This is a genomic window from Streptomyces sp. NBC_01546 (genome assembly GCF_045208355.1).
Lineage (GTDB): Bacteria > Actinomycetota > Actinomycetes > Streptomycetales > Streptomycetaceae > Streptomyces.
Genome location: NZ_CP109379.1, coordinates 6,094,141 through 6,120,066 on the forward strand (window position 1 = coordinate 6,094,141; position 25,926 = coordinate 6,120,066).

23 protein-coding genes and 1 riboswitch are annotated in these 25,926 nt (G+C 73.7%); of the genes, 11 read left to right on the forward strand and 12 right to left on the reverse strand.

Annotated elements, in window-relative coordinates:
- Positions 1-3: 3 nt before the first annotated feature.
- Positions 4-225, reverse strand: a complete 222-nt coding sequence (locus tag OHA89_RS27890; protein WP_257556869.1) for a hypothetical protein — start codon at positions 223-225, stop codon at positions 4-6.
- 94 nt (positions 226-319) lie between these two features.
- On the reverse strand, positions 320-1,861 hold the full coding sequence (locus OHA89_RS27895; protein ID WP_406367353.1) for an aldehyde dehydrogenase (NADP(+)): 1,542 nt from the start codon (positions 1,859-1,861) through the stop codon (positions 320-322).
- Between the two features lie 127 nt (positions 1,862-1,988).
- On the opposite strand from OHA89_RS27895, the gene OHA89_RS27900 reads away from it, so the two are divergent.
- From OHA89_RS27900 to OHA89_RS27935, 8 genes are all read left to right on the forward strand, one after another.
- Positions 1,989-2,771 (forward strand): IclR family transcriptional regulator, encoded by a 783-nt coding sequence (locus OHA89_RS27900; RefSeq protein ID WP_257556871.1) that lies wholly within the window; start codon positions 1,989-1,991, stop codon positions 2,769-2,771.
- Between the two features lie 177 nt (positions 2,772-2,948).
- On the forward strand, positions 2,949-3,932 hold the full coding sequence (locus OHA89_RS27905) for a hypothetical protein (protein ID WP_266610423.1): 984 nt from the start codon (positions 2,949-2,951) through the stop codon (positions 3,930-3,932).
- Positions 3,929-5,206, forward strand: a complete 1,278-nt coding sequence (locus tag OHA89_RS27910; RefSeq protein WP_406367355.1) for a sensor histidine kinase — start codon at positions 3,929-3,931, stop codon at positions 5,204-5,206. The genes OHA89_RS27905 and OHA89_RS27910 overlap by 4 nt, the downstream gene beginning before the upstream one ends.
- A complete protein-coding gene (locus OHA89_RS27915) occupies positions 5,203-5,901 on the forward strand; it encodes a response regulator (RefSeq protein WP_406367356.1) in 699 nt (232 codons plus the stop codon). Before OHA89_RS27910 ends, OHA89_RS27915 begins: the two co-directional genes overlap by 4 nt.
- A 62-nt stretch (positions 5,902-5,963) precedes the next feature.
- The gene (locus OHA89_RS27920; RefSeq protein WP_266610427.1) at positions 5,964-7,412 is read left to right on the forward strand and encodes a penicillin-binding protein 2; all 1,449 of its coding nucleotides are present in this window, start codon (positions 5,964-5,966) and stop codon (positions 7,410-7,412) included.
- Positions 7,413-7,490: 78 nt separating this feature from the next.
- Positions 7,491-8,027, forward strand: a complete 537-nt coding sequence (locus OHA89_RS27925; protein ID WP_406367358.1) for a GNAT family N-acetyltransferase — start codon at positions 7,491-7,493, stop codon at positions 8,025-8,027.
- A 64-nt stretch (positions 8,028-8,091) separates the two neighbouring features.
- Positions 8,092-8,799, forward strand: coding sequence for a DsbA family oxidoreductase (locus OHA89_RS27930; protein ID WP_266610431.1), 708 nt, complete (start codon positions 8,092-8,094; stop codon positions 8,797-8,799).
- Positions 8,800-8,868: 69 nt separating this feature from the next.
- A complete protein-coding gene (locus tag OHA89_RS27935) occupies positions 8,869-9,924 on the forward strand; it encodes an aminotransferase class V-fold PLP-dependent enzyme (RefSeq protein ID WP_266610433.1) in 1,056 nt (351 codons plus the stop codon).
- Between the two features lie 28 nt (positions 9,925-9,952).
- Here the strand turns inward: OHA89_RS27935 and OHA89_RS27940 are convergent, their stop codons facing one another.
- Entirely contained in the window at positions 9,953-11,035 is a 1,083-nt protein-coding gene (locus OHA89_RS27940; protein ID WP_266610435.1) for an alanine--glyoxylate aminotransferase family protein, read from the reverse strand.
- 64 nt (positions 11,036-11,099) lie between these two features.
- Between OHA89_RS27940 and OHA89_RS27945 the strand changes: the two genes are divergently transcribed.
- Positions 11,100-12,227: an amidohydrolase family protein gene (locus OHA89_RS27945; protein ID WP_266610437.1), complete on the forward strand. Its 1,128-nt coding sequence runs from the start codon at positions 11,100-11,102 to the stop codon at positions 12,225-12,227.
- A gap of 281 nt (positions 12,228-12,508) precedes the next feature.
- Positions 12,509-13,432 carry an SCO1860 family LAETG-anchored protein gene (locus tag OHA89_RS27950; RefSeq protein ID WP_406367361.1) on the forward strand — a complete coding sequence of 308 codons (924 nt, stop codon included), beginning with the start codon at positions 12,509-12,511 and terminating at the stop codon, positions 13,430-13,432.
- A gap of 99 nt (positions 13,433-13,531) precedes the next feature.
- Here OHA89_RS27950 and OHA89_RS27955 read toward each other — a convergent pair whose 3' ends face one another.
- A complete protein-coding gene (locus OHA89_RS27955) occupies positions 13,532-14,767 on the reverse strand; it encodes a CapA family protein (protein ID WP_406367363.1) in 1,236 nt (411 codons plus the stop codon).
- A 91-nt stretch (positions 14,768-14,858) separates the two neighbouring features.
- A complete protein-coding gene (cobC, locus tag OHA89_RS27960; RefSeq protein WP_406367365.1) occupies positions 14,859-16,283 on the reverse strand; it encodes an Rv2231c family pyridoxal phosphate-dependent protein CobC in 1,425 nt (474 codons plus the stop codon).
- Between the two features lie 127 nt (positions 16,284-16,410).
- On the opposite strand from cobC, the gene OHA89_RS27965 reads away from it, so the two are divergent.
- A complete protein-coding gene (locus OHA89_RS27965; protein WP_266610441.1) occupies positions 16,411-17,136 on the forward strand; it encodes a ZIP family metal transporter in 726 nt (241 codons plus the stop codon).
- An 11-nt stretch (positions 17,137-17,147) separates the two neighbouring features.
- On the opposite strand, the gene OHA89_RS27970 is transcribed toward OHA89_RS27965, so the two are convergent.
- The 7 genes from OHA89_RS27970 to OHA89_RS28000 form a co-directional block, all read right to left on the reverse strand.
- Positions 17,148-18,581 carry a cobyrinate a,c-diamide synthase gene (locus OHA89_RS27970; RefSeq protein WP_266610443.1) on the reverse strand — a complete coding sequence of 478 codons (1,434 nt, stop codon included), beginning with the start codon at positions 18,579-18,581 and terminating at the stop codon, positions 17,148-17,150.
- Positions 18,575-19,174 carry a cob(I)yrinic acid a,c-diamide adenosyltransferase gene (gene cobO, locus OHA89_RS27975; protein ID WP_215139878.1) on the reverse strand — a complete coding sequence of 200 codons (600 nt, stop codon included), beginning with the start codon at positions 19,172-19,174 and terminating at the stop codon, positions 18,575-18,577. Before cobO ends, OHA89_RS27970 begins: the two co-directional genes overlap by 7 nt.
- Positions 19,174-21,282, reverse strand: a complete 2,109-nt coding sequence (locus OHA89_RS27980; protein ID WP_406367368.1) for a putative cobaltochelatase — start codon at positions 21,280-21,282, stop codon at positions 19,174-19,176. Before OHA89_RS27980 ends, cobO begins: the two co-directional genes overlap by 1 nt.
- 91 nt (positions 21,283-21,373) lie before the next feature.
- Positions 21,374-22,894, reverse strand: coding sequence for a cobyric acid synthase (locus tag OHA89_RS27985; RefSeq protein ID WP_406367369.1), 1,521 nt, complete (start codon positions 22,892-22,894; stop codon positions 21,374-21,376).
- Positions 22,891-23,850, reverse strand: coding sequence for a cobalamin biosynthesis protein (locus tag OHA89_RS27990; protein ID WP_406367371.1), 960 nt, complete (start codon positions 23,848-23,850; stop codon positions 22,891-22,893). The genes OHA89_RS27985 and OHA89_RS27990 overlap by 4 nt, the downstream gene beginning before the upstream one ends.
- Before the next feature lie 37 nt (positions 23,851-23,887).
- Positions 23,888-24,031: riboswitch (cobalamin riboswitch) on the reverse strand.
- Positions 24,032-24,161: 130 nt separating this feature from the next.
- Positions 24,162-24,383: a hypothetical protein gene (locus OHA89_RS27995; RefSeq protein WP_215139874.1), complete on the reverse strand. Its 222-nt coding sequence runs from the start codon at positions 24,381-24,383 to the stop codon at positions 24,162-24,164.
- Positions 24,384-24,411: 28 nt separating this feature from the next.
- Entirely contained in the window at positions 24,412-25,680 is a 1,269-nt protein-coding gene (locus OHA89_RS28000; RefSeq protein WP_257556889.1) for an inorganic phosphate transporter, read from the reverse strand.
- Positions 25,681-25,926: the final 246 nt, after the last annotated feature.

Here is a 25,926-nt window from a genome sequence, read left to right on the forward strand (position 1 = left end):
ATTTCAGCGCCTGTTGCGGGGGTGGTTCTTCGCCGTGCGCTCGTTGCCGAACTTGTACGCACCGGTCCAGCGGGCCATCACCAGCTGCGCGTCGCCGGACTCCACCTCGGCCAGGAACTTGTCCGCCCGGTTCCCGCGCAGGGTGGCCGCGGTGCGGCCCTGGTGGGTGATGACGACGGACTGGTCGTGGTGGCGTTCGTACGAGAACCCGTGCGGCTTCGGCATGCGCCGCAGCCTGCCCCGCCGGGGGCGGGGCAGGCAACGGATTTACGGCGTTCCGGCAGGTCCGGGCGGGTCCAGCCGGGCCCGGCGGCGCTCGTCAGCTTCCGGCGGCCCCCGTCACGCGACGCGGCAGCCCGAGCGGGTTGGCCTCGCGCAGCTCGGGCGGAAGCAGGGCGTCCGGCACCGACTGGTAGGCCACCGGGCGCAGCCAGCGCTCGATGGCCGTCCCGCCGACCGAGGTGGAGTGCGAGGTCGCCGCCGGGTACGGGCCGCCGTGGTGCTGGGCCGGGGCCACCGCCACCCCGGTCGGCCAGCCGTTGACCACGATCCGGCCCGCCAGCCCCGTGACCTGCCCGATCAGCTCGGAGGCCGGGCCGGGCGCGCCCTCGGTCTCGGCGGCCGACAGCTGGAGGGTGGCGCTCAGGTTTCCGCCCAGCCGCCCGAGGACCTCGCCCGCCTCGCGCTGGTCGGCGTACCGCACGACGACGGTGACCGGGCCGAAGCACTCCTCCAGCAGCACCTCGTACTCCCCGTCCGGGGCGCTGTCGAGGATGCGGGCGGCCGGTACGGTCAGGTAGCCGGCGCCGACGGTGTGCGCGCCGCCCGAGCCCGGGGTGACGGGCGCGTCGACGCCCGGCAGCGCGGCCCGATCGCGGACCCCGGCGACGAAGTTCTCCCGCATCCGGTGGTCGAGCAGCACCCCCGGCTCGGTCTCCCCGAGCGCCTTGGTGAGCGCGCCGGTGAGGCGGTCGCCCGCCGCGCCCTCGGGGACCAGGACCAGGCCGGGCTTCACGCAGAACTGGCCGACGCCGAGGGTGACCGAGCCCGCGAGCCCGCTGCCGATCTCCTCGGCGCGCTCGACGGCCGCGGCCGGGGTGACCACGACGGGGTTGAGGGAGCCCAGTTCGCCGTGGAAGGGGATGGGCACGGGCCGGGCCGCGGCCGCGTCGAACAGGGCGCGGCCGCCCCGGATGGAACCGGTGAATCCGGCGGCGGACACCAGCGGGTGGCGGATCAGCGCCAGGCCGGCGTCGAACCCGTGCACCACGGAGACGACTTCGGGCGGGAGCCCCGAGGCGACGGCCGCCCGGCGCAGCAGCGAGGCGCACAGCTCCGAGGTGGCCGGGTGGTCGGGGTGCGCCTTGACGACCACCGGGCAGCCGGCGGCCAGCGCGCTCGCGGTGTCACCGCCGGGGACGGAGAAGGCGAGCGGGAAGTTGGAGGCGGCGTAGACCGCGACCACGCCCAGCGGCACCTTGTAGCGGCGCAGTTCGGGGCGCGGCGGGCTGAGGGAGGGGTCGGCGCGGTCGATCCGGATGTCGAGGTAGGACCCGTCCTCGACGGCGTCGGCGAAGGCACGCAGCTGGCCGGTGGTGCGGGCCAGCTCTCCGGTGAGCCGGCCCGGGCCGAGGGCGGTCTCGGCGTCGGCGGCCTCGATGACGTGCGCGGCGGCCTCGTCGAGGAAGTCGGCGGCCGTACGCAGGAAGGCGGCGCGGGCGGCGGCGTCGGCCAGCGCGCCCCGGGCGGTGTGGGTGGTCCGTACGGCTTCGTCCACCTCCTGGGGTGTGGCCTCGACCGCAACCTGTTCGCGCTGTTTCCCGGTGCGGGGGTCCACACTCCAGACTGGTGTCGTTGTCATGGCCCACTGCCTCCTGGAACGTTCAGTATTCTGAACGCCGTTCCGGTGGATGAATGATCACATCTGCTGTGGACTCTATTTCCGCGTCCTCGGCGTGACAAGAGGCGGCCAGAGGGGAAGCAGGCGCATGACGACGACCGAATCGGGGAGCACGGTCCCGGCGGCGCCGGTCAAATCGGCGGTGCGGACGGTCCTGTTGCTCGAGCACTTCGCGGCGCGGCCGGGGCTGCACAGCCTGGCCGACATCCAGAACGACCTCTCCCTGCCCAAGTCCAGCCTGTACATGCTGCTGCGCACGCTGGTGAACCTGGGGTGGGTGGAGACGGACGCGACGGGCACGCGCTACGGCATCGGCGTCCGGGCGCTGCTCGTCGGCAGCTCGTACATCGACGGCGACGAGGTGGTCGCGGCCGCCCGGCCCACCCTGGACCGGCTCTCCGACGACACGACGGAGACCATCCACCTGGCCCGGATGGACGGGACGAGCGTGGTGTACCTCGCGACCCGCCCGTCCCGGCACTACCTGCGGCCCTTCACCCGCGTCGGGCGGCGGCTGCCGGTGCACTCCACGGCGCTCGGCAAGGCGCTGCTGGCCACGCACACGGACGAAGAGGTACGGGGCCTGCTGCCGCGGCGGCTGGAGGCGGTCACCGAGCACACCGTCACCGACCGGGAACGGCTCATCGAGGAACTGGCGCTGGTGCGGGAGCAGGGCTACGCGGTGGACCGGGAGGAGAACACGCTCGGGCTGCGCTGCTTCGGGGTGGCGGTGCCGTACCGGACGCCGGCCCGGGACGCGGTGAGCTGCTCGGTGCCGGTGGCCCGGCTGACTGCGGAGCACGAGCAGGTCATCAAGGCGGCGCTGTTCGAGGCGCGGGACCGGCTGTCGGTGGTGACGCGCCGGATGTGAGCCCGGTGGGCCCGGGTGCTGGGGGCGCCGCGAGCCCTGCCCGGGTGCTGGGAGCGCCGCGAGTCCTGTGGGCTGGGCAGGAGGGCCGGCGGAGTGAGTGGTTCCTCCCCCGGCCGGGGGAGGCGGTTCCCCTTCCAGGGGGAGGTGGCGGGGCGCCGCGGGCGGGACCGTTGAGTCATGACCACACGAGCCGTTCACGCGACGTCCGCGACGCAGCCGTCGGCCCCCGGCCTGGGGACCGGACGGCGGATCCTGCGGGTGGTGGCCCTGGCCGCCACCGTGCCCTATCTGACGCTCAAGACCGCCTGGCTGGCCGGGAGTCAGGTGGGCATACCGGCCGGCAGTGTGCTGAGCGAGCCCGGGGTTTTCTTCACCGTGGCCAACTCCGTCACGCTGGCCATGGACGCCTGCGTGATCCTGCTCGTGCTGGTGCTCACCCGGCCCTGGGGCATACGGGTGCCGTCCTGGCTGCTGACCGTCCCGGTCTTCATCGCGACGGGACTGCTGGCCCCGATCCTGCTCGGCTTCCCGGGCCAACTGCTCATACGCCTGCTCGGCTTCGGGGCCGAACCGGCCGGGGACGGCGGACCGGAGCCCTTCCTGGACCCCTGGGTCTTCAACGTCGTCTACACGGGGTTCTCCGTACAAGGACTCGCCCTGGCCGGGCTGTTCGTGCCCTATGCGCGGGAGCGCTGGGGCCGGCGGTGGCAGGGCGTGCCGGAGGTGCGGCTGCCGTCGTCCACGGGGGTGGTGGCGGCAGCCGCGGCGACGGCCGGCCTGGCGGTCGCGGCGGTGGACGCGTACTGGGCCTTCGGAGGCACGGCCTGGCTGGATGCCGAGCGCGCGGCCGCGTACTCCGCGGAGACGGGCGTGGTGTCCGCCGCCCACGGGCTGTGCGCGCTCGCCGCGGGAGCGGGGGCACTCCTCCTGGCCCGCGGCGGAGAGCTCCGGACGCGATGGCCGCTCGGCATCGCATGGATAGGCGCGGGCGCGGCGCTGAGTTGGGGGACGTGGATGCTGATCGCCTCGCTGGGGCCGCAGTTGGACGGAGGCGAAGGGCCTGCCGGAGCGATCCTGTTGACCTACGCTGGCCAGATGATCACCGGATCGCTCTCGGCCGTCGTCCTCATACGGTTCCTCACCGCCCGCCGCGCCGCGTGAACCTGCTGTTCGGGGCCCGGGCCAGACTGCGCTGGGTCCACCTGATACTCGGCGGGGCCCTGCTGATGCCGTACTTCCTCCTCGCGCAGGTGGGGGTCGGCATGGCGGCCGGCGGGGTCAACGCCCTCAGCTCCTTCCCGCTCACCCTCGCCGCCTACGCGGCCGCCCTCCCGCTGGCAGCGGTGACCGCGGTGTACGGGCTGGTCCGGCCGCTGTCCGTGACCGCCGTCCGGGCCATGTGCGCGGTACCGGGGGAGCGGCTCGCCGAAGGGCCGGCGCGGTCCTGGGCCGCGCGGGGGCGGACCTCGGCCTGGTGGACCCTGCACCTGGGGGTCGGGGCGGTGCTCAGCGGGCTGACCCTCGCGGTCCCGCCCATGGCGGTGGTGCTGATCGCGCTGCCGTTCGTGAGCGGGCTGCGGGAGGTGCGGCTGGGGCTGGGCTGGTTCAGCACCGGGGCCGATCCGTACGTCGCCCCCCTGCTCGGGACCGGCCTGCTGGGCGGGCTCGTCCTGTGCGCCGCCGGGGCCGGGGCGCTGCTGGCCCGGCTGGCGCCCGTACTGCTCGGGCCGGCGGCGGCGGACCGGCTGGCCGCCGCCGAGGAACGGGCCGCCGACCTGGCGGTGCGCAACCGGCTGGCCCGGGAACTGCACGACGCGGTGGGGCACGCGCTGAGCGCCGTCACCCTCCAGGCGGCGGCCGCCCGGCGGGTGCTCGACAGCGACCCCGGGTTCGTCCGGGAGGCGCTGGCCGCCATCGAGGACACCACGCGGCGGACGGTGGGCGAGCTCGACGCCGTACTGGGCCTGCTGCGGGACGGCGACCCGGCCCGGCAGGACGCCGCGCCCGCGCCGACGCTGGCCGCCGACCTCGACGGGCTGCTCGCCCGTACCGGGGCCGCGGGCACCACCGTCACCGCCCATCAGGACCCCGGACCCGCCCGGGACTGGGCGGGGCTTCCGGCGATCGCCTCCCGCGAGGCGTACCGGATCGTCCAGGAGGGCCTCAGCAACGCGCTGCGCCACGGCGCGGGCCCCGTGGAACTGCGGATCCGCGTACAGGACGCGGCCGAGACCGGACACCGTGAACTGGAGATCACCATGACCAATCCGCCCGCCGCACCGGAGGGCCGCCGCGAGCCCCGCACCACCGGGGGCCGCGGACTGCGCGGCGCCGCCGAACGGGCCGCCCTGCTCGGCGGCCGCGTCGAGGCCGGTCCGCACGGGGACCGGTGGCGGCTGCGGGCCGTCCTGCCGCTCGCGGAGGACGCCCGATGACAGCCCCGGGCGCACCCGCCACGCCACCCGCCCCGGGGGGACGCCCGCCGCTGCGGATCGTGCTCTGCGACGACGAGCGGATGGTGCGCACCGCCCTGCGGGTCATCCTCGAGGCCGAAGCCGACCTGGAGGTCGTCGGTGAGGCGGCCACCGGGGCCCAAGCCGTCCCGTTGGTCCGCTCCCTCGCCCCCGACGTGGTGCTGATGGACGTCCGGATGCCCGAGATCGACGGGATACGGGCCACCGAGCAGATCCTCGCCACCATGGCCGAGCCGCCCCGCATCGTGGTCGTCACCACCTTCGAGAACGACGCCTACGTCTACGGGGCACTGCGGGCGGGAGCAGCCGGGTTCCTCCTCAAGCGGGCCGACCCCGACGAGCTGATCGGCGCCGTGCGCCTCGTCGCCCGCGGGGACTCGCTGCTCTTCCCGGCCGCCGTCCGCTCCCTCGCGGCGGCACACACGGCCGCCGCCGCGCCGGCCGCGCCCTGGGTGGCCCGGCTCACCGACCGGGAGGCCGACGTACTGCGGCTGATGGCCACCGGACTGTCCAACCACGAGATGAGCGAACGCCTGGGGGTCGGACCGCAGACGGTCAAGACCCACGTCGCCTCGGTCCTCGCCAAGACCGGAGCCCGCGACCGGACCCAGGCGGTCATCGCCGCGTACGAGGGCGGCTTCATGAAGAAAAGCTGAGAACCCCGCCACAATCGGGGCAGAGCGGAACGGCTGGGGCCGTTGGTGCGTCCTTCTGGAGGATGAACAAGACGATCAGGCGTGCGTCGGTCTTCTGTCTGCTTCTGGTGCTGGCCCTGCTGGTCCGCGTCACCTGGGTGCAGGCATACCAAGGCCAGGCCCTCGCAGACGACAAGCACAACCGGCGCAACCTCATCGGGCAGTACGAGAACCCGCTGGGCAACATCATCGTGGGCGGGGAGGCGATCACGGGCTCGACGAAGACGGGCGGCAAGGACTTCGGGTACAAACGGACCTACGTCGACGGCCCGCTGTACGCGCCGATCACCGGATTCAGCTCCCAGGCCTTCGGCACGAGCATGCTGGAGGGCGTCTACAAGAACATCCTCAACGGCTCCGACAGCCGGCTGAAGACGATGATGGACATGCTCACCAACAAGCGGGCCTCCCCGGGCAACGTGCTGACCACCATCGACAAGAACGTGCAGAAGGCCGCCTACGACGCGCTCCAGGGCAAGCAGGGCGCCGCCGTGGCCATCGACCCCGCGACCGGCGAGATCCTCGCCGTCGTCAACAACCCCTCCTTCGACCCCGGCCGGATCGCGGGCGCCAACGACACGGCGGCCTGGGAGGAACTGTCCGCCGACAACGGCAAGGCCATGGAGAACGTGGCCCTGCGCAAGCCGCAGGCACCCGGCTCCACCTTCAAGCTGGTCACCCTCGCCGCGGCGATCGAGAACGGCCTGGTCACCAACCTCGACCAGCAGACCGGCATCCCAGACCCGTACACGATCCCCGGCACCCGCACCGCGCTGCCCAGCGAAGCGGGCTCGGCGGCCTGCAACAACGTTTCGGTGCGCACCGCCCTGCGGCTGTCCTGCAACAACGTCTTCGCTGAGCTGGCGTCCAAGCTCGGCCAGGACAAGATGCGCGCCACGGCCGAGAAGCTCGGCTTCAACGCGCAGATCGACACCCCGGTCCGCACCAACCCGCCGAGCAAGTACCCCTCGAAGAAGATGTCGATCGACCAGGTCGCGCAGACGGGCATCGGCCAGTTCGACGTCCAGGCCACCCCGCTCCAGATGGCGATGGTCACGGCCGCGATCCAGAACGGCGGCAAGCTCGTCGCCCCGCACATGGTCTCCGAGGTCACCGACTCCGGCGGCGACGTGCTGGAGAGCTTCAAGGACCCGAAGTCCCAGCAGGTCATGAGTGCGAAGACCGCCTCGATGATCCAGGACGCCATGCGGACCGTCGCCACCGAGGGCGGCGGCAAGCCGGCCCAGGTGGCGGGCGCCGAGGTGGGCGGCAAGACCGGCACCGCCCAGCGCGGCGTCAACAACAGCCTCAACCCGCTCGCCTGGTTCACCTCGTACGGGAAGCTGAACGGCAAGCAGATCGCCGTCGCCGTCGTGATCGAGAACTCCGACACCGACCGGTCCGAGATCGGAGGCGGCAAGCTGGCCGCCCCCATCGCCCAGAAGATGATGGAGGCGTGGCTCAAGAAGTAGCCACGCGGCCGGCGGCCGGATACGACGCACGGCGAACGCGCCGGGAACCGACACGGTTCCCGGCGCGTTTCCCTTCCCATGATCAGGACCGCGCGACTCGCAGACCTCGACGCCATAACCGCCCTCCACACCAGAGCCCGGGCCACCTACTACCGGGGACGGGTCCCCGAGGAGACCTACGCCGGCGAGCTGCACGTCGCCCACGCCCGCGAGGCGTGGTCCCGGGCCGTCGCCCGCCCCGCCGCCGAGGGCGGGGTCCTGTGCGCCGAGCAGGACGGCGAGGTGACCGGCGTCGCCGCCTTCCGCACCGCGGACGGCGAGACCACCCTCACCCAGCTGCACGTCGACCCGGTCCACTGGCGCCGCGGTACCGGCGCGGCCCTGCACGCGGCCTGCCTCGACGCCTGGCGCCGCGCCGGAATCGAGCGGGTCCGCCTGGAGGTGTACGCGCACAACCTGCGCGCCCAGGCCTTCTACGCCACCCACGGCTGGCTCCCGGAGCCGCACTCCGCCCCCTCCGGCTCTCACCTCACCCTCTGGCTCGCGGTGCCGCGGCCGTCCGGGGAGTCACTGTCCGGGGAGTCACTGTCCGGGGTGTCACCGTCCGGGGAATGAGACGCACCCCCGGTTCGTTGAACCAAGAACTGTTTGTTCACCGGACCCGGAGAGAAGAAGGAACATGCGCGTCGAGATCTGGAGCGACATCGCCTGCCCGTGGTGCTACATCGGCAAGGCCCGGTTCACCAAGGGGCTGGCCGAGTTCGCGCACCGCGACGAGGTGGAGGTCGTCTTCCGGTCCTTCGAGCTCGACCCGAACGGCGCCAAGGGAGTCACCGCGCCCGTCCTGGAGATGCTCGCCAAGAAGTACGGCCGCACCCTCGAAGAGGCGCGCGCCATGGAGGAGCACGTCGCGGCCAGTGCCCGCGCCGAGGGGCTGACGTACCGCACCGACGGGCGCGACCACGGGAACACCTTCGACATCCACCGCCTGCTGCACCTGGCCGCCGCCCGCGGCCGTCAGGAGGAGCTGCTCGACCTCGCCTACCTGGCCAACTTCGGTGAGGAGCGGTCCGTCTTCGACCCCGAGGTGCTGGTCGCGCTCGCCGTGGAGGCCGGGCTGGACGAGGCCGAGGCGCGCGCCGTGCTCGCCGACGACTCCGCCTACGCCGCCGAGGTCCGCGCCGACGAGCGCGAGGCCGCCGAACTGGGCGCGAACGCCGTGCCGTTCTTCGTCCTCGACCGCCGGTACGGGATCTCCGGCGGGCAGCCGGCCGAGGTGTTCACCCGCGCGCTGGAGCAGGCGTGGGCCGGGCGCGAGGTCGAGGAGCCGGCGGCGGGAGCCGAGGCGTGCGAGCCCGACGGGGCGTGCGCCGTCCCGCAGGTATAAGCATTCCTTGAGGATGACCTGCATAAATAGGCAATGGACTTTGGGTCGCTCGCGGCGCAGAGTGGACCCATGGATCTTCCCCTCACCGAAGCGGTCCGCGCCGAGTTCGCCCATTCCACCGTCTACCTCAACACCGCCACCTGCGGGGTCCTCCCGCGTTCCGCCGTCGCGGCCGTGCATGAACTGGCCGACTCGGCGGGCGCCGGGATCCCCAGCGGATTCGGCGACTTCGACCGGGTGAACCGGGTCCGGGCCGCCTTCGCCCGGCTGGTCGGGGTCGACGCCGAACGGGTGGCCATCGGCTCGGCCGTGGCCACCCACGTCGGCCTGATCGCCGCGGCCCTTCCGGCCGGGGCCGAAGTCCTCTGCCCGGAAGGCGAGTTCGCGTCCGTCATCAACCCCTTCGTGGTGCGCGGCGACCTCAAAGTGCGCTTCGCACCGCTGGAATCGATCGCCGAAGCCGTCGGCCCGGAGACCGCGCTGGTCGCGCTGAGCGTCGTACAGTCCGCCGACGGGCGGGCGGCCGACCTGGCCGCGGTGCGCGCCGCCACCACCGCGCACGGCGCCCGCATGCTGGTGGACGCGACCCAGGCGGCGGGCTGGCTGCCCTTCGACGCCTCGCCGTACGAGTACACGGTCACGGCCGGCTACAAGTGGCTGCTCGGCACCCGCGGCGCCTCGTACCTGACCGTGTCGGAGGAGGCCCAGCACACCCTGACCCCGCTGCACGCCGGGTGGGTGGCGGCCGAGTCCATGTGGGAGGCCACCTACGGGCCCATGCCGGAACTGGCCCACGGAGCCCGGCGGTTCGACGAGTCCCCCGCCTTCCTCGCCTACCACGCGGCCGAGCCCTCGCTGGCCCTGCTGGAGCGGATCGGCATCGAGACCGTCCACGCCCACAACACGGCCCTGGCCGCCCGCTACCGGGCCGGCCTCGCCCGCCTCGGCCACGAGCCCGTGCCCGGCGGAGCCGCCATCGTCGCGGTGCCCGGCCTCGCCGGCCGGCAGCCCGCCCTGCAGGCGGCCGGCATCGCCACCGCCGCCCGCGCGGGCGCCCTGCGGGCCTCCTTCCACCTCTACAGCACCGAGGCGGACGTCGACCGGCTGCTGGACCTCCTGTCCTGAGCCGGTCGCGAACCCGACCCGACCCCGGTCAGCCGAGCGTCGCGGCCCAGGCCGACCCCGCCGCGGCGACAGCCGCCGCGGGCTCGGCCCCCAGGGCTGCCGCGAGGGCCGTCAGCGCGGCCTCGACCACGGGCAGCGAGGCCGCGGTCCCGTAGTGGTTGACCCGGACCATCTCCCGCGCCAGCGCGCCGCCGCCCGCGGCCAGCGGAACCGCCGCGTCCGCGGCCAGCGCCTTGGCCACCACCAGCGAGGCGTCCGCGACCCGCAGGGTGGTGGCCACCGGGGCGGCCTCAGCGGCCCGGCCCACGTACGGGGCCACCCCGAGCTCCGCCGCACCCGCGCGGGTCGCCGCCGCGGCGGCCGCGTGGCGGGCCGCCACCGAGGACAGCCCCTCGTCGGCGATCCGGTCGAGGCAGGCCTCCAGCGCCAGCATCTCCAGCTGCGCCGGGGCGTGCGGCAATGCCTTGCGCCCGGCGTCGATCCAGCGCTCCTTCCAGTCCAGCAGCGACAGGTAGGAGCGGCGCGGGGCCGCCGGGTTCTCCGCGAACCGGGCCCACGCGCGCTCCGACACCGACACCGCGGACACGCCCGCCGGGCCGCCCATCGCCTTCTGCGCGCCGATCACGCACAGGTCCACGCCCCACGCGTCCGGCAGCAGCGGCTCCGCGCCCACCGAAGCCACCGCGTCCAGCATGAACAGAGCCCCGTGCGCCCGTACGGCCTCACCGATCTCCGCGACCGGGTTGGTGTTGCCGGTCGCCGCCTCCGCGTGGACCAGCGAGACGAAGTCGATCTCCGGGCGCTCGGCCAGCGCCCGCGCCACCTGGCCGGCCGTCACCGCCGTGTCGAACGGGACCTCCAGGTCCACCACCGTCGCACCGCAGTCGCGCAGCCAGTTGCCGAAGGTGGTCCCGTACGGCCCGGTGACCACGTTCAGCGCCGTCGACCCGGGACGCGCGCCCGACCGGATGCACCCCTCCAGCGGCAGCAGCGCCTCGCCCTGGGTGATCACCACGTCCTGCCGGGTGGAGAGGAGGTCCGCGACCCCCCGCTCGATCGACGCGAAGCGCTCGGCGGTGAGCGGCGGGAGGTCCAGCAGGGGGTGGGTCACGGTGGTGCTCTCTTCGTCCGGGGTTACCGGAAGAGCGTATCGAGCACGCACGTACAGTGCCGACATGAGCGATGTGAGCGTGGGCGGCGCGGACGACGTGGGCGGCGTGAGCGACGTGCTGCACGTGAAGGGGCGGGTCCTGGTCGGGCCCGACGAGGTCCGCGACGAGCTCTGGGTGGTCGGGGGCCGGATCTCGTACGAGCGCCCGCGCGCCGCCCGGGAGATCACCACGGTGTCCGGCTGGGCCCTGCCCGGGCTGGTCGACGCGCACTGCCACGTGGGGCTGGACAGCCACGGCCCGGTCGACGCCGAGACAGCCGAGCGCCAGGCCCTGACCGACCGCGACGCCGGGACCCTCCTCATCCGCGATGCCGGATCCCCCTCCGACACCCGCTGGATCGACGACCGCGAGGACCTGCCGAAGATCATCCGGGCGGGCCGGCACATCGCGCGCACCCGCCGCTACATCCGCAACTACGCCCACGAGATCGAGCCCGCCGACCTCGTCGCCTACGTAGGCCGCGAGGCATTGCGCGGCGACGGCTGGGTGAAGCTGGTGGGCGACTGGATCGACCGCGAGGCCGGGGATCTGACGGCCTGCTGGCCGCGCGCCGAGGTGGAGGCGGCCATTGCCGAGGCGCACCGGCTGGGTGCCCGGGTCACGGCCCACTGCTTCGCCGAGGACTCGCTGCGCGACCTGGTCGAGGCGGGCATCGACTGCATCGAACACGCCACCGGCCTCACCGAGGACACCATCCCGCTGTTCGCGGAGCGGGGGGTCGCGATCGTCCCGACCCTCGTGAACATCGCGACGTTCCCGAAGATGGCGGCGGGCGGCGAGGCGAAGTTCCCGCGCTGGTCGGCGCACATGCGACGGCTCCACGAGCGGCGCTACGACACCGTCCGCGCCGCCTACGACGCGGGCATCGCGGTGTACGTCGGCACCGACGCGGGGGGTTCCCTGCCGCACGGCCTGGTCGCGGCGGAGGTCGAGGAGCTGGTGAAGGCCGGGATCCCGGCGCTGGACGCCCTCTCGGCGACGGCCTGGGCGGCACGCGAGTGGCTCGGCAGGCCGGGGCTGACCGAGGGGGCGCCCGCGGACCTCGTGGTCTACGCCGCCGACCCGCGGGCCGACGTACGGGCGCTCGCGCAGCCGCTGCGGGTCGTGGTGAACGGCAAGGTCCGGGCCTGAGCGGGGTGTTGGCGCGGTGTTGACGCCGCGTGACATCGAAGGCCCGGCAGTCGTTAGGGATGCCCGCAGGGGCCGGATGACTGTGAAAGGAGAGAACTCGCGTTCCTCCTGAGGCGCAGCCAATCGAATGTATGCGTGGAAACCACCCTTTGGGGTGAACTCACGTCAGGTGGCTGCCCGTTCACTCACAGTAGGTAAAGATTCCCGGGACGAGGCCGTCGGCGCGCGATGTCCCCCATTGGCGGCGCGACGGCACCCATCTCCTTGGGGGTTCCACCACCTTGAACAGCAACACCTTCCGCATGCCCGCGGCCGTCCTGCTCGCCACGGGAGCGGTAGCCCTGCTCACCGCTCCGCCCGCCTTAGCCACGGGAGGCGGCGGAGCCGGGGGCGAGGGCAAGGCCGGCGCCGTCGTCCTGCGCACCGGACTGGACGTGGGCCTGCTCAACAAGACCGTGCACATCCCGCTGAAGACGACCCTCAACGAGGTCAACGCCCCCGCGACGGCCGAGAAGACGGCGCTGACGGTCACCCTCGACGGCGTCGAGGGCGGTACGCCGGTCAGCGTGCTCCGCGCCGACGTGGCCACCTCCAAGGCGACCGCCGACAAGACCCGGGCCGAGGCGGAGGTCAACCTCGCCAAGGCCCGGGTGCACGTGCCCGGCCTGCCGGCGCTCTCGCTCATCGAGGTCGAGAAGGTCACCTCCAAGGCCGTGTGCGAGGCGGGCAAGCAGCCGGTGGCCACCTCCAACGTCCTCGGCCCGGTGACCGCGCTCGGCAAGAAGGTCACCCTGACGGCGGGCGGCCCCACCAAGATCGAGGTTCCGGGCGTGGGCCTGGTCAGCCTGGAACTGTCCGGTACGCAGACCACCTCCACGACCGCCGCCGCGGCCGCGCTCCGGCTGAAGGTGTCGGTGAACCCGCTGAAGCTGAACGTGGCCGAGGTGGAGGGCGAGGTCGTGCTCGCCGAGGCGCACTGCGAGTCCCCGACGGCCCCGGATCCCGCCCCGTCCTCGAAGCCGGACGTCAAGCCCCAGACCGGGACGGGCACCGGCTCCGGCGCCGGGTCCGCCATCACCACCGACGCCAACCTGGCGGAGACCGGCGGCGGTTCGCTGACCCCGTACGTCGCGGGCGGTGCGCTGGTCCTGCTCGCGATCGGCGGGGGCGCGCTCCTGGTGACCCGGCGGGGCCGGACCTCGTAGCGCGGCCAGGGGCCGGGCCGCGGGCCGCGCGCCACCCGAGGAGCACACGGAGGGGAGTGCTCAGCGGGTGGCGCGCTCGGCGGGCGGCGGGCCGCCGGCTCACCGGGTGGCGTGCTCCAGGCCCTGGCCGCCCGCGCCGCGGGACAGCACGGCCTCGCTGACCTGCTGATCGATCCGGACGTACTCGCCCCGCTTGGCGGCCGGGAGCGTGGTGTCGGATGCCGCGCAGGAGGCGCAGACGACGCGGAACGGCGGCCCCATGTCCGAGTACTGCGTCAGGAACTCGGCCTTCACCACCTCCCAGCGGCCCGCGTGGGCCGCCGCCGGGGCGAAGGTGAACCGGGGGACCGACGACTGGTTCCCGCGCAGCTTGTCGGCCGGCACGAAGCTGGCGACCTGGTCGCCCATGCCGAAGACCACCCAGGTGCCGTTGATCTTCTCGTAGGGCTGCGGCACGTGGTTGTGCGTGCCGATGATCAGATCGATGTCGGGGAGGCCGTCGGTCCCGCGGGAGGCGGTCAGCGCCTCCGCCAGCTCGCGCTGCTGCTCATCGGGCGCGGTCTGCCACTCGGTGCCCCAGTGGACGCTGAGCACCACCACGTTCGCACCGCCGGCCCGGGCGGCGCGGGCATCGGCCAGGATCCGGTCCTTGCCGATCAGGTTGACGGCCCACGGCTTGCCCTCGGGGAGGGGTATGCCGTTGGTGCCGTACGTGTAGTCCAGCTGGGCGACCTTCGCGCCGCCGGCCGACATCAGGGCCGGGGCCTTGGCCTCCTCCGCGCTGCGGGCGGAGCCGACGTGCGCGATGCCGACCCGGTCGAGGTGCTCGAGCGTGCGCGCGAGGCCTTCGTAACCGTCGTCCAGGGTGTGGTTCGAGGCGGTGGAACAACTGTCGTACCCGGCGTCCTTCAAGGCGTCGGCCAGCTGGTGCGGGGCCTTGAAGAGCGGGTATCCGGTGTAGGCGCCGCCGGGGCGCCCGTACGGTATCTCGTGATGGCATATCGCCAGGCCGGCGGCGGAGACCAGGGGTTTGACCCCGGCGAGTATCTTCCGGAAGTCGTACTCGCCGGCCTGGCCGGCGTCGTCCGCCGACCGCTGGACGATCGACGGGTACGGGATGATGTCGCCGGTCGCCACCAGGGTGAAGGGCTGCCCGGCGGGGGCGGCCGGAGCGGCAGGTGTGGCGCTCGCCGTCGAGGCGGGCTTGCCCTGGAGCCGCTGCTCCGGGGCCGCCGGCTCGCCGCCGCTCTCCAGCAGCCGCGGCATGGCGAGGATCCCGCCGGCTATGACGGCCACACCGGCCACGGTCGCGCCCATCTTTGCGGATGCCTTCATTCCCAACCCCCGATGTCACACAGCCCTGCGGGGATCATCGCCGACCCCCGCCCCCGTGGACATCGTAGGCAGCCGTCCGGCTGAGTGCCGGTCAGCTGCTGTCCGCGAGGGCCAGCGCGTGGTCCAGGGCCTGGAGCAGCCGGCCCGTCGTCGCCCGGTCGCGGACCGCCAGCCGGAGCCAGGATCCGTCCAGACCCGGGAAGGTGTCCCCCCGGCGCACGGCGAAGCCCAGCGCGCGCAGCCGGGTGCGGACCTCCGCGCCGCCCGCCACCTGGATCAGGACGAACGGCCCCTGCGCCGCTTCCACCACCGTGACCTCGTCGAACTCCTCAAGCCCGGCGAGCAGATGGGCCCGGTCCACCGCGATCCGCCGCGCGGCCTCCTCCGCCTCGGCCAGCGCCGCCGGAGCCACACAGGCCTCGGCCGCCACCAGCGCCGGGGTGGACACCGGCCACAGCGGCTGCGCCGCCGCCAGCTTCGCGATCACCTCCGGCTCGGCCAGCACGTAGCCGATCCGCAGCCCCGCCAGACCCCACGTCTTCGTCAGGCTCCGCAGCACCACCAGCCCCGGCAGGTCCATCCGGCCGGCCAGGGCCTCCCGTTCGCCCGGGACCGCGTCCATGAACGCCTCGTCCACCACCAGGATCCGGCCCGGCCGGGCCAGCGCGGCCAGCGCGGCCGCCGGGTGCAGGACCGACGTCGGGTTGGTCGGGTTGCCGACCACCACCAGGTCCGCGTCCTCGGGCACCGCCGCCGGGTCCAGCCGGAACCCGTCCGCCGCCCGCAGCACCACCCGTTCCACCCGGTGGCCCGCGTCCCGCAGGGCCGCCTCCGGCTCGGTGAACTGCGGATGCACCACGACCGGTCGTACGGCGTCCAGGGCCCGGGCGATCAGCACGAAGGCCTCGGCGGCCCCGGCCGTCAACAGCACCCGCTCGACCGGCAGCCCGTGCCGGTCCGCCACCGCGGCGCGGGCGGTCCGGCCGTCCGGGTACGCGGAGAGATCCCCGAGGGAGGCGGCGATCCGCTGCTTGAGCCACTCCGGGGGCGTGTGCGCCCGTACGTTGACCGCGAGGTCCACCAGGTCGGCGCCCGCGTCGATCACCTCCGCGTCGCCGTGGTGGCGCAGGTCGTGCGCGTGCGCCGTGGCCACCGCGCAGGTCGCGGCCACCGACCGCCGCTTCGGCACGAGGAGTTCACCGCCGCCCGCGAGCGCCGCGGCCTCCGCCACCGAGGAGGTTCCGGCGGCGGTGCGCGCGGCCTCCGAAGGATGCGGCACGGTGATCGCGGCCAGCTGTTCGGCGGGGTAGCCGATGAGGGGCACGCCGAAACGTTTCGCCGCGCCCGCTAGCCCCGCCTCGGCCGCCTTCGAGTCCACCGTGGCCAGCGCCGTCACCGCCCCCGGGGCCAGCCCGGCCCCCCGCAGCGTCTCCTCGACCAGGGCGCAGACCTCCGCCACGGAAACCCCCGCGCGTCCGCCGACACCGACCACCAGCTGCGTCACGTACTCGCCCACCGGGGTCCTCCCTCCGTAGTCATCGTCACCGTCACGATCGCCGTCGCCGGCCGGTCGTCAACAGTCCGCCGCCCGCCACCCGGGCGCGGAAGTGCACGCGGGCCCGCGAATCGGTATTCAGGGGCACATGGCCGTGATCGTCGCACTGGGCGCGTTCCTGATGACCCTGGCGGGCGGATGGACGGCGCAGCGCGTCACCGACCGCCGCCACCTCGTGCTGGGCCTGGCAGGCGGGCTGATGCTCGGCGTCGTCGGCCTCGACCTGCTCCCGGAGGCCCTGCACGCGGCGGGCCGCGAGATCTTCGGCGTGCCGCTCGCCCTGCTGCTCTTCGTGGCCGGATTCCTGGTCGCGCACGTCGTGGAACGGCTCCTCGCCGTACGCCAGGCCGCGCACGGAGCCGAGGACGGTGCCCGGGCCCCGCAGGTCGGGCTCACCGCGGCCGCCGCGATGGTCGGTCACAGCCTCGCCGACGGGGTGGCCCTGGGCGCCGCGTTCCAGGTCGGCGGGGGGATGGGGGTGGCCGTGGCGCTGGCCGTCATCACCCACGACTTCGCCGACGGGTTCAACACGTACACGCTCACCAGCCTCTACGGGAACGACCGCCGCAAAGCCTTGATGATGCTCTTCGCGGACGCCGCCGCCCCCGTCGTGGGCGCGGCGTCCACTCTGCTGTTCACCCTTCCGGAGGAACCGCTCGGCGCGTACCTCGGCTTCTTCGGAGGAGTACTGCTGTACCTGGCGGCCGCCGAGATCCTGCCCGAGGCGCACCACGAACACCCCGCCCTGTCCACGCTGATGTGCACGGTGGGCGGGGTGGCCGGGATCTGGCTCGTGGTGGGGATCGCGGACTGATCCCGGCGGATTCACCGGTGCGCTGCCGCGGCCTGCGCGAAGCGGCCGGCGACGGAGGGCGCCGCCGCCCAGTGCGTGTGCAGGTAGCTGGCGTGCACGCCCTGCTGTACGAAGCCCTCGACGCGGCGTTCCGGGTGGGTGAACCCCCATGCCGCGGTGGCCCCGGCGCCCGGCTCGATCACCGTGCGGTGGAACTCGTGCCCGCGCAGCCGGGTACCGGCCGGTGCGAGCGCGCTGTCGGACACCGCCACCGCCTCGCGGTAGCCCAGCGTGAGGCGCTCCGACATCCGCGCGTCGGCGTCGAGCACCCCGCACATGGGCTTCCCGTCCAGGGACCGTGCGAGGTAGAGCAGCCCGGCGCACTCGGCGGCCACCGGGCCACCCGCCGCGGCGAAGGCGGCGACGGCCGCGCGCAGCGGTTCGTTGGCCGACAGCTCGGGCGCGTACACCTCGGGGAAGCCGCCGCCGATCACCAGGCCGGTGGTCCCCTCGGGCAGCGCCTCGTCCCTGAGCGGGTCGAAGGTGACGACGTCCGCCCCTGCCGCCGTGAGCAGCTCCGCGTGCTCGGCGTACGAGAACGTGAACGCGGCCCCGCCGGCGACGGCAACCACGGGTCGTGGACCGGGGCTCCGCCCCAGACCCCGCGCCTCAAACTCCCCCAGACTCCGTCCGGGGGGACCCCAAGGCGGGGCTGAATCAGCACCTTCCGCGGACCACGGCTCGCAGGCCAGGGCCGGGGCCGTGCGGGCCAATGCCATCAGGGCGTCCAGGTCGCAGCCGGCCCGGACCTGGTCGGCCAGGGCAGCCACGGCGGCCAGCGCATCGGCACGCCGCTCGGCGACCGGCACCAGACCCAGGTGCCGCGAGGGCGCGGCGACCTGCGGAGCCCGCCGCAGCACGCCGAGCACCGGCATGCCCGCCTCCTCCAGCGCCTCCCGCAGCATCACCTCGTGCCGGTCGGAGCCGACCTTGTTCAGGATCACGCCCCCCAGCCGCACCTGCGGGTCGAAGGACGCGAAGCCGTGCACCAGCGCCGCCACCGACCGCGACTGCGACGAGGCGTCGACCACCAGCACCACCGGCGCCCGCAGCAGCTTCGCGACCTGCGCCGTGGACGCCAGCTCACCCCGCCCCGCCGCACCGTCGTAGAGGCCCATCACGCCCTCCACCACCGCGAGGTCACACCCGGCCGCCCCGTGCGCGAACAGCGGAGCGACCAGCTCCGCCCCGCACATGAAGGCGTCGAGGTTGCGTCCCGGCCGGCCGGTGGCCAGCGCGTGGTAACCGGGGTCGATGTAGTCCGGCCCCGCCTTGTGCGGGGACACGGCGAGGCCGCGCTCCGAGAAGGCGGCCATCAGGCCCGTGGCGACGGTGGTCTTGCCGCTGCCGGACGACGGCGCGGCGATGACCAGACGAGGCACATTGAACTGGTACGAGGTCACCACTCGATGCCCTTCTGGCCCTTCTGGCCGGCGTCCATCGGGTGCTTGACCTTGGTCATCTCGGTGACGAGATCCGCGAACTCCAGCAGCTTCTCCGGCGCGTTGCGCCCGGTGATCACCACGTGCTGGGTGCCGGGACGGTTGCGCAGCACCTCGATGACCTCGTCGACGTCGATCCAGCCCCAGTGCATCGGGTACGCGAACTCGTCGAGCACGTACAGCTTGTGCGTCTCGGCCGCCAGATCCCGCTTGACCTGCTCCCAGCCCTCCTTGGCCGCCTGCTCGTTGTCGAGCTGCGCGTCCCGCTGGACCCAGGACCAGCCCTCGCCCATCTTGTGCCAGACGACGGAACCGCCCTCGCCGGAGGCGCCGAGCACCTTGAGCGCGTTCTCCTCGCCGACCTTCCACTTCGCCGACTTGACGAACTGGAACACCCCGATCGGCCAGCCCTGGTTCCAGGCGCGCAGCGCCAGCCCGAAGGCCGCCGTGGACTTGCCCTTGCCGGGCCCGGTGTGGACGAAGACGAGCGGGCGGTTGCGGCGCTGGCGCGTCGTGAGTCCGTCGTCCGGAACGACGTTCGGCTGTCCCTGCGGCATTACGCGGCCCTCCTGGTGCTGTCGGATGCGGAAGATGTCACTGCGGTACGTACGTTCTTCACGAGCCCGGCCAGCGAGTCGGCCCGCAGCCCGTCGAGGGTGACGGCGGGCCCGCCCAGATCCGTGGCCAGTACCCCGGCCAGCCCCAGCCGGACCGGCCCCGTCTCGCAGTCCACGACCACGGACGCCACGCCCGCGGCCTGGAGCAGCCGGGCACTGCGCCCCGACAGCTCGCGCGGGTCGCCGCCGACGGCGCCGGCCGAGGTGGCCCGTCCATCGGTGACGACGACGAGCAGGGGCCGGCGCGAGGGGTCCCTGAGCCGCTCGATCCGCAGCACCTCGTGTGCCTTCAGCAGCCCGGCGGCCAGCGGGGTGCGGCCACCGGTCGGCAGCTTCTCCAGCCGGGCCGCGGCCGCGTCCACCGAGGAGGTGGGCGGCAGCGCCAGTTCGGCCGTGGCCCCGCGGAAGGTGATCAGGCCGACCTTGTCCCGGCGCTGGTAGGCGTCCAGGAGCAGCGACAGCACGGCGCCCTTGACCGCGCTCATGCGCTGCCGGGCGGCCATCGAGCCCGAGGCGTCGACGACGAAGAGGACGAGGTTGCCCTCGCGGCCCTCCCGCGTCGCCTGGCGCAGATCGTCCTTGCGGATCACCAGGCCGCGCCCGTCGCGGCCGCGCGCCTTCTGGTGCGGTGCGGCCGCGTGCACGGTGGCCGCCAGGTGCAGCTTCGTGAGCTGGCCGCGGGGGCGCTGGGCGCCGGTGGTCCGGCCGTGGGCGGTACGGGCACGCGAACGCCGCCCGGCAGCGCCCTCGCCGAGGCCGGGCACGCTCAGCATCTTGGTCCGGAACGGCTCCGCGGCCCGTACGGCGGCCTGCTCGGGCCCGCCGGCTCCCTGGGAGGAGGGCTGAGGGGCCTCGGGGGCGTCCGCGGGGGCGCTCTCGGTGGACTCTGATTCCGACTCCGGCGGGGCGTCGGAGGTCTGCGGACCGTTGCCTTGCGGGGGCACCCCGCCGCCCCCGTCGGGGCCGCCGCCGTCGTCGTCCGGGCCGCTGTCGTCCGGTCCCTCCGGCTCCGGCTCCGGTTCGGGCTCCGGCTCCTCGTCCTCGAACCGGTCCAGGATCTCGTCCAGCTTGTCCTCGTCCAGGCCCGGCGCGTCGAAGGGGTTGCGCCGCCGCCGGTGGGGGAGCGCCAGCAGCGCCGCCTGCCGTACGTCCTCCTTCAGCACCTCGGTCCGCCCGGCCCAGGCGGCCAGCGCGGTCGCGGTCCGGGCCATCACGATGTCCGCCCGCATGCCGTCGACCTCGAAGCCCGCGCAGGTCGCGGCGATCCGGAGCAGCGCGGTGTCCCCGAGCCGGACCTGCGGGAGCAGCGCCCGCGCCGCCACCACCCGGGCGCGGACCTCGTGTTCGTCATCGGCCCAGCGGGTCGCGAAACCGGCCGGGTCGTCCTCGTAGGCGAGCCTGCGGCGCACGACCTCGACGCGCTGGGCGGGCTCGCGGGAGGCGGCGACCTCGACGGTGAGCCCGAAGCGGTCCAGGAGCTGCGGGCGCAGCTCGCCCTCCTCGGGGTTCATGGTGCCGACGAGCAGGAACCGTGCGGCGTGCCGGACGGAGACTCCCTCGCGCTCGACGTACGAGGCCCCCATCGCGGCGGCGTCCAGCAGCAGGTCGATGAGGTGGTCGTGGAGCAGGTTGACCTCGTCGACGTACAGGATGCCGCGGTGCGCGTCGGCGAGCAGGCCGGGTTCAAAGGCCTTCACGCCTTCCGCCAGGGCCCGTTCGATGTCGAGGGCCCCGACGAGGCGGTCCTCGGAGGCCCCGACGGGCAGCTCCACCATGCGGGCGGGCCGGGCGGCGCCGGGGCCCGGCTCGTGCGGGCCGTCCGGGCAGGCCGGGTCGGGCGCGGCCGGCGCGCACGAGAACCGGCATCCGGGGACCACGTCCACCTGCGGCAGCAGCGCCGACAGCGCGCGCACGGCGGTGGACTTGGCGGTCCCCTTCTCACCGCGCACCAGCACACCACCGACCGCCGGGCTCACGGCGTTGAGCAGGAGCGCCAGCCGCAGGTCGGTCTGACCGACCACTGCGGTGAACGGATAGGGCGTGCTCATGCGTTGCTCACTCCTTCGAAGGCGCGGGTCCGGGCAGAGCCCGGTTGAGGGAAGGGGCGGGGTGGGGGAGAGCCCCGCAGGGCCGCGGCCGTCACGGCGCGCCCGGCGGGAGGAACGGCAGGGCCGCCGGGGCTCCGCCTTCGATCAGCCGCAGCAGCGCATCCGTATCGGCGTGCTCCGCGATCAGGTCGCCCAGCAGGTCGAGCTGTTCCTCCCGCAGGGAGGAGAACGAGGTGTCCGGCGCCGGGACGAACCGCCGCCCGGCCGCCGCGGCCACCTCCCGCAGGAACGCCCGGCGGAAGCCGTCCGACTCCAGCGAGCCGTGCCAGTGCGTCCCCCACACCGACCCGACCCGGCACCCGTCCAGGAAGGGCGTCCCGCCCAGCACCTCGGCCACGCCGTGGTGGATCTCGTACCCCTCGACCGGCTCCCCGAGCGCCGAACCCACCGGCCGCGCCAGGGTCTTCTCCCGCTCGAAGCGGATGCGCACGGGCAGCAGCCCGAGCCCGTCCACCGCACCCGCCCGCGATTCGACCTCGTCCTCGATGTGCTCGCCGAGCACCTGGAAACCACCGCAGATCCCGAGCACCGGCCGCCCCTCGGCAGCCCGCCGCAGCAGGGCGTCCGCCAGCCCGCGCTCGCGCAGCCAGGCGAGGGCCTTCACCGTCCCGCGCGTCCCCGGCACGACGACCAGGTCCGCGTCGGCCAGCTCCTCGGCCCGGTCCACGAACCGCACGACCACCCCCGGCTCCGCCGCGAGCGCGTCGACGTCCGTGAAGTTCGACATGAGCGGCACCGCGCACACGGCGACCCGCAGCACGTCCTCGCCCACCGGAGGGGCGACCACCGATTCGCGCACCGCGCCCCGCAGGGAGACCCGGAGCCCGTCCTCCTCGTCGATGCCCAGCCCGTGCTGGAAGGGCAGGACCCCGTACGTGGCCCGCCCGGTCAGGCCACGCAGCATCTCCATGCCCGGCTCCAGCAGCGAGACGTCACCGCGGAACTTGTTGACCAGATATCCGGCGATCAGCGACTGGTCCTCCGCCGACAGCAGAGCCGTCGTACCGAAGAAGGACGCGAAGACCCCGCCCCGGTCGATGTCCCCGACCACGACCACCGGGAACCGCGCGGCCCGCGCGATGCCCATGTTCACGATGTCGGTCCGGCGCAGGTTGATCTCGGCCGGACTCCCCGCCCCCTCGCAGATCACGGCGTCATACGTGCCCCGCAGCTGCTCCAGACAGTCCGTGACGATGCCGAGCAACTGCTCCTGCCTGCCCCCGTGGTAGCCGCGGGCGCTCATCTCGCCCACCGGCTTGCCCAGCAGCACCACCTGGCTGCTGCGGTCGCTGCCCGGCTTGAGCAGGACCGGGTTCATCAGCGCGGTCGGCTCCACGCCGGCCGCCTGGGCCTGCATCGCCTGGGCGCGGCCGATCTCGGCGCCCTCCCGGGTGACGAAGGAGTTCAGCGACATGTTCTGCGCCTTGAAGGGCGCCACCTTGACGCCCTGGCGGGCCAGCCAGCGGCAGATGCCCGCCGTGACCACGCTCTTGCCCGCGTCCGACGTGGTTCCGGCGACCAGCAGTCCGCCGCCGCGCTTCGCGCCGCTCATGCGCGCCCCCTCCGTGATGTGCGCGAGACCAGCATCCGGGCCGCCACACAGGCCCCCAGCGCCAGCCAGGTCACCTGCCGCGACAGCCGTACCGCCCGCTCGATGTCCGCGACCTCCACCGGCCGCCCCGTCCCGCCGTTGAGCACCGCCCGGTGCTCGACCCGCCCCCCGTACGCCAGGGTGCCCCCCAGCCGTACGCCGAGCGCCCCCGCGAAGGAGGCCTCCACGGGCCCGGCGTTCGGGCTCGGGTGCGCGGCGGCGTCCGCGCGCCAGGCCCGTACGGCTCCCCGCCGGTCGGGTCCGGCCAGTACGGCGGCCAGCGCGGTCAGCCGGGCGCCCGGCCAGCCCGCCAAATCGTCGAGCCGGGCGGACGCCCAGCCGTAGCGCAGGTAGCGGGGGGACTTGTGGCCGACCATCGCGTCCAGGGTGTTCACGGCGCGGAAGGCCAGCAGCCCGGGGACTCCGGCGACGGCGCCCCACACCAGGGCCCCGACCACCGCGTCGGAGGTGTTCTCCGCGACCGACTCCACGACGGCGCGGGCCATCTGCTGCTCGTCCAGGGCTTGCGGGTCGCGCCCGCACAGGTGCGGCAGCCGCTCGCGGGCCACCTCGGCGTCCCCGGCGGCGAGCGCGCCGCCGATGGCGCGGGCCTCCCGGCCCAGCGAGGTGCCGCCCACGACGGCCCACGTGGCGGCGGCGGTCAGGGCGATACGGGCGGCCGCGGGCCGGGAGCGCACGGCGCGGGCGCCCAGCGCACCGACGGCGGCCGCGCCCCCGGCGCACACCAGGGTGTGCAAGAGGCCCCGGGCGCGGTCGTCGCGCCACAGGGCGCGCTCGACGGCGGCGGCGGCTCGTCCGAAGGCGGCCACGGGGTGCCCACGGCGCGGATCCCCCAGGATCCGGTCGCCGATCAGCCCCGCCGTGACGCCGTACGCGAAGACGCGATCGGCACGCATGGTGGCAGGTATGTCCTCACTCAGGGTCCGCGCCCTGGTTCGACGTGTCCGGCGGCGAGAGTTCCTGGCTCCCGGGTCGCACTCGGTCGAGTGCCCCGGTGACAGTGGCGGGACCGCGCCGGATTCGCACCGGACTTCCTCTCCATGCCGCCGTATTGGCTCGCGCAGTCCACCACGCACCGCGAACGCCCGTCAACTCGCCGTTGACCTGCGACGGGGCTGCGGTGGGGCGTGTGGCGGGACGTGTGGCGGGGCATGCGAAAGCTCCCCCCGGGGAAACCCGGAGGGAGCGTTCACGCGTGACGTGCGTGTCAGGCGACGATCAGGTAGATCCCGTAGCCCACGGCGGCCGCGACGAGCGCGAAGCAGGCGTACGCGCCGCTGCGGGCCAGGGTGGCGGTGCCGCCCTGCTCGGTGGCGGTCTCGTGCTTGGACAGGCCCACCAGGCCCAGGGTGAAGAGGGCCACGAGGGCGACGGTGGCGGAGAGGCTGACCCCGAACACGGAGCCGAGTGCTTCCCAGTCGATCTTCATACCGCTGATTCCTCTGTCGTTCTCGGGGTCAGACCGCCGCGGCCGGAGCCGCAGGCGTCGCGGTCGCGGCCGGGATGGTGGCCTTGAGGTCCTCGTCGGTCACGGCGGCGGTCGTACCGGCCGCGGCGGCGGTCGGCGGGACGGTGACGGCGGCCATGGCCGTGGTGACGACACCCGGCTCCTCGGCGCCGGCCGGCTCCACCTCGTTGACGTTGTGGTGGTCGACGACCTGGCGGCGCGAGATGAACCAGATCGCGGTGCAGGAGGCGACCAGGAACACCGCGACGACGGCGACGCCGACGTCACCGGTGCGCATGACCAGCTCGGCACCGGAGGCGACGAGGGCGGCGGCCGGCAGGGTCAGGCCCCAGGCGATGAACATGCGGGTGGCGGTGGACCAGCGGACCACGCCGCCCTTGCGTCCCAGGCCCGCACCCATGACCGCGCCGGAGCACGCGTGGGTGGTGGAGAGGGAGAAGCCGAGGGAGGAGGAGGCCAGGATGACGCTGGCGGCCGAGGTCTGGGCGGCGAAGCCCTGCTGCGGCTGCAGGTCGGTCAGGCCCTTGCCCATGGTGCGGATGATGCGCCAGCCGCCCAGGTAGGTGCCCATCGCGATGGCCATACCGGCGGAGACGATGACCCAGACCGGCGGGTTCGAGCCGGGCGCGAGCGCGCCTCCGGCGACGAGTGCCAGAGTGATGATGCCCATCGTCTTCTGCGCGTCGTTGGTGCCGTGCGCGAGGGAGACGAGGCTGGCCGAGGCGATCTGACCGGCGCGGTAGCCCTTGGCGGAGGTCTTCTCGCCGACCTTGTTGCCCAGCTTGTACGTGACCTTGGCGGCGAGCATCGCGGCCAGACCGGCCACGAGGGGCGCGGCGATCGCGGGGATCAGCACCTTGGTGACGACGACGCTGCCGTTGACGGCGCCCATGCCGGCCGAGGCGACCGCGGCACCGATCAGGCCGCCCATCAGGGCGTGGGAGGAGCTGGAGGGAAGGCCGACCAGCCAGGTGACGAGGTTCCAGAGGATCGCGCCGACCAGGGCGGCGAAGATCACTTCTGGCTGGATGCCCTCCTCGTTGACCAGGCCCTTGGAGATCGTCTTGGCGACCTCCACGGACATGAACGCGCCGACGAGGTTGAGCACGGCGGACATGGCCACCGCCGTCTTGGGCTTGAGGGCGCCAGTCGAGATGGTGGTAGCCATCGCGTTGGCTGTGTCGTGGAAACCGTTCGTGAAGTCGAACACGAGAGCGGTGATGATCACGATCCCGAGGAGAAGCGTTATGTGCTCCATTTACCCAGGCTTCTGTTTGACGTCAGTGGCTCGGCGACCGTAGGCAACCTGGATGAACGGAAGGTGAACTGATGCGGGCTTAATGGTGTCTCCACCTGGGGTGCGATCAGGTCATTCGTCCCGATTCTGTCGTAGCTATCCAGATAAATGCACGTCAAAGCAGGGTGAACGAACCCCTCCGCGAGTGACCTCTGGCTGATCGGCCGCCCCCTCCGGGGCATCGAAAGAGAGCTAGATCACCTCGCC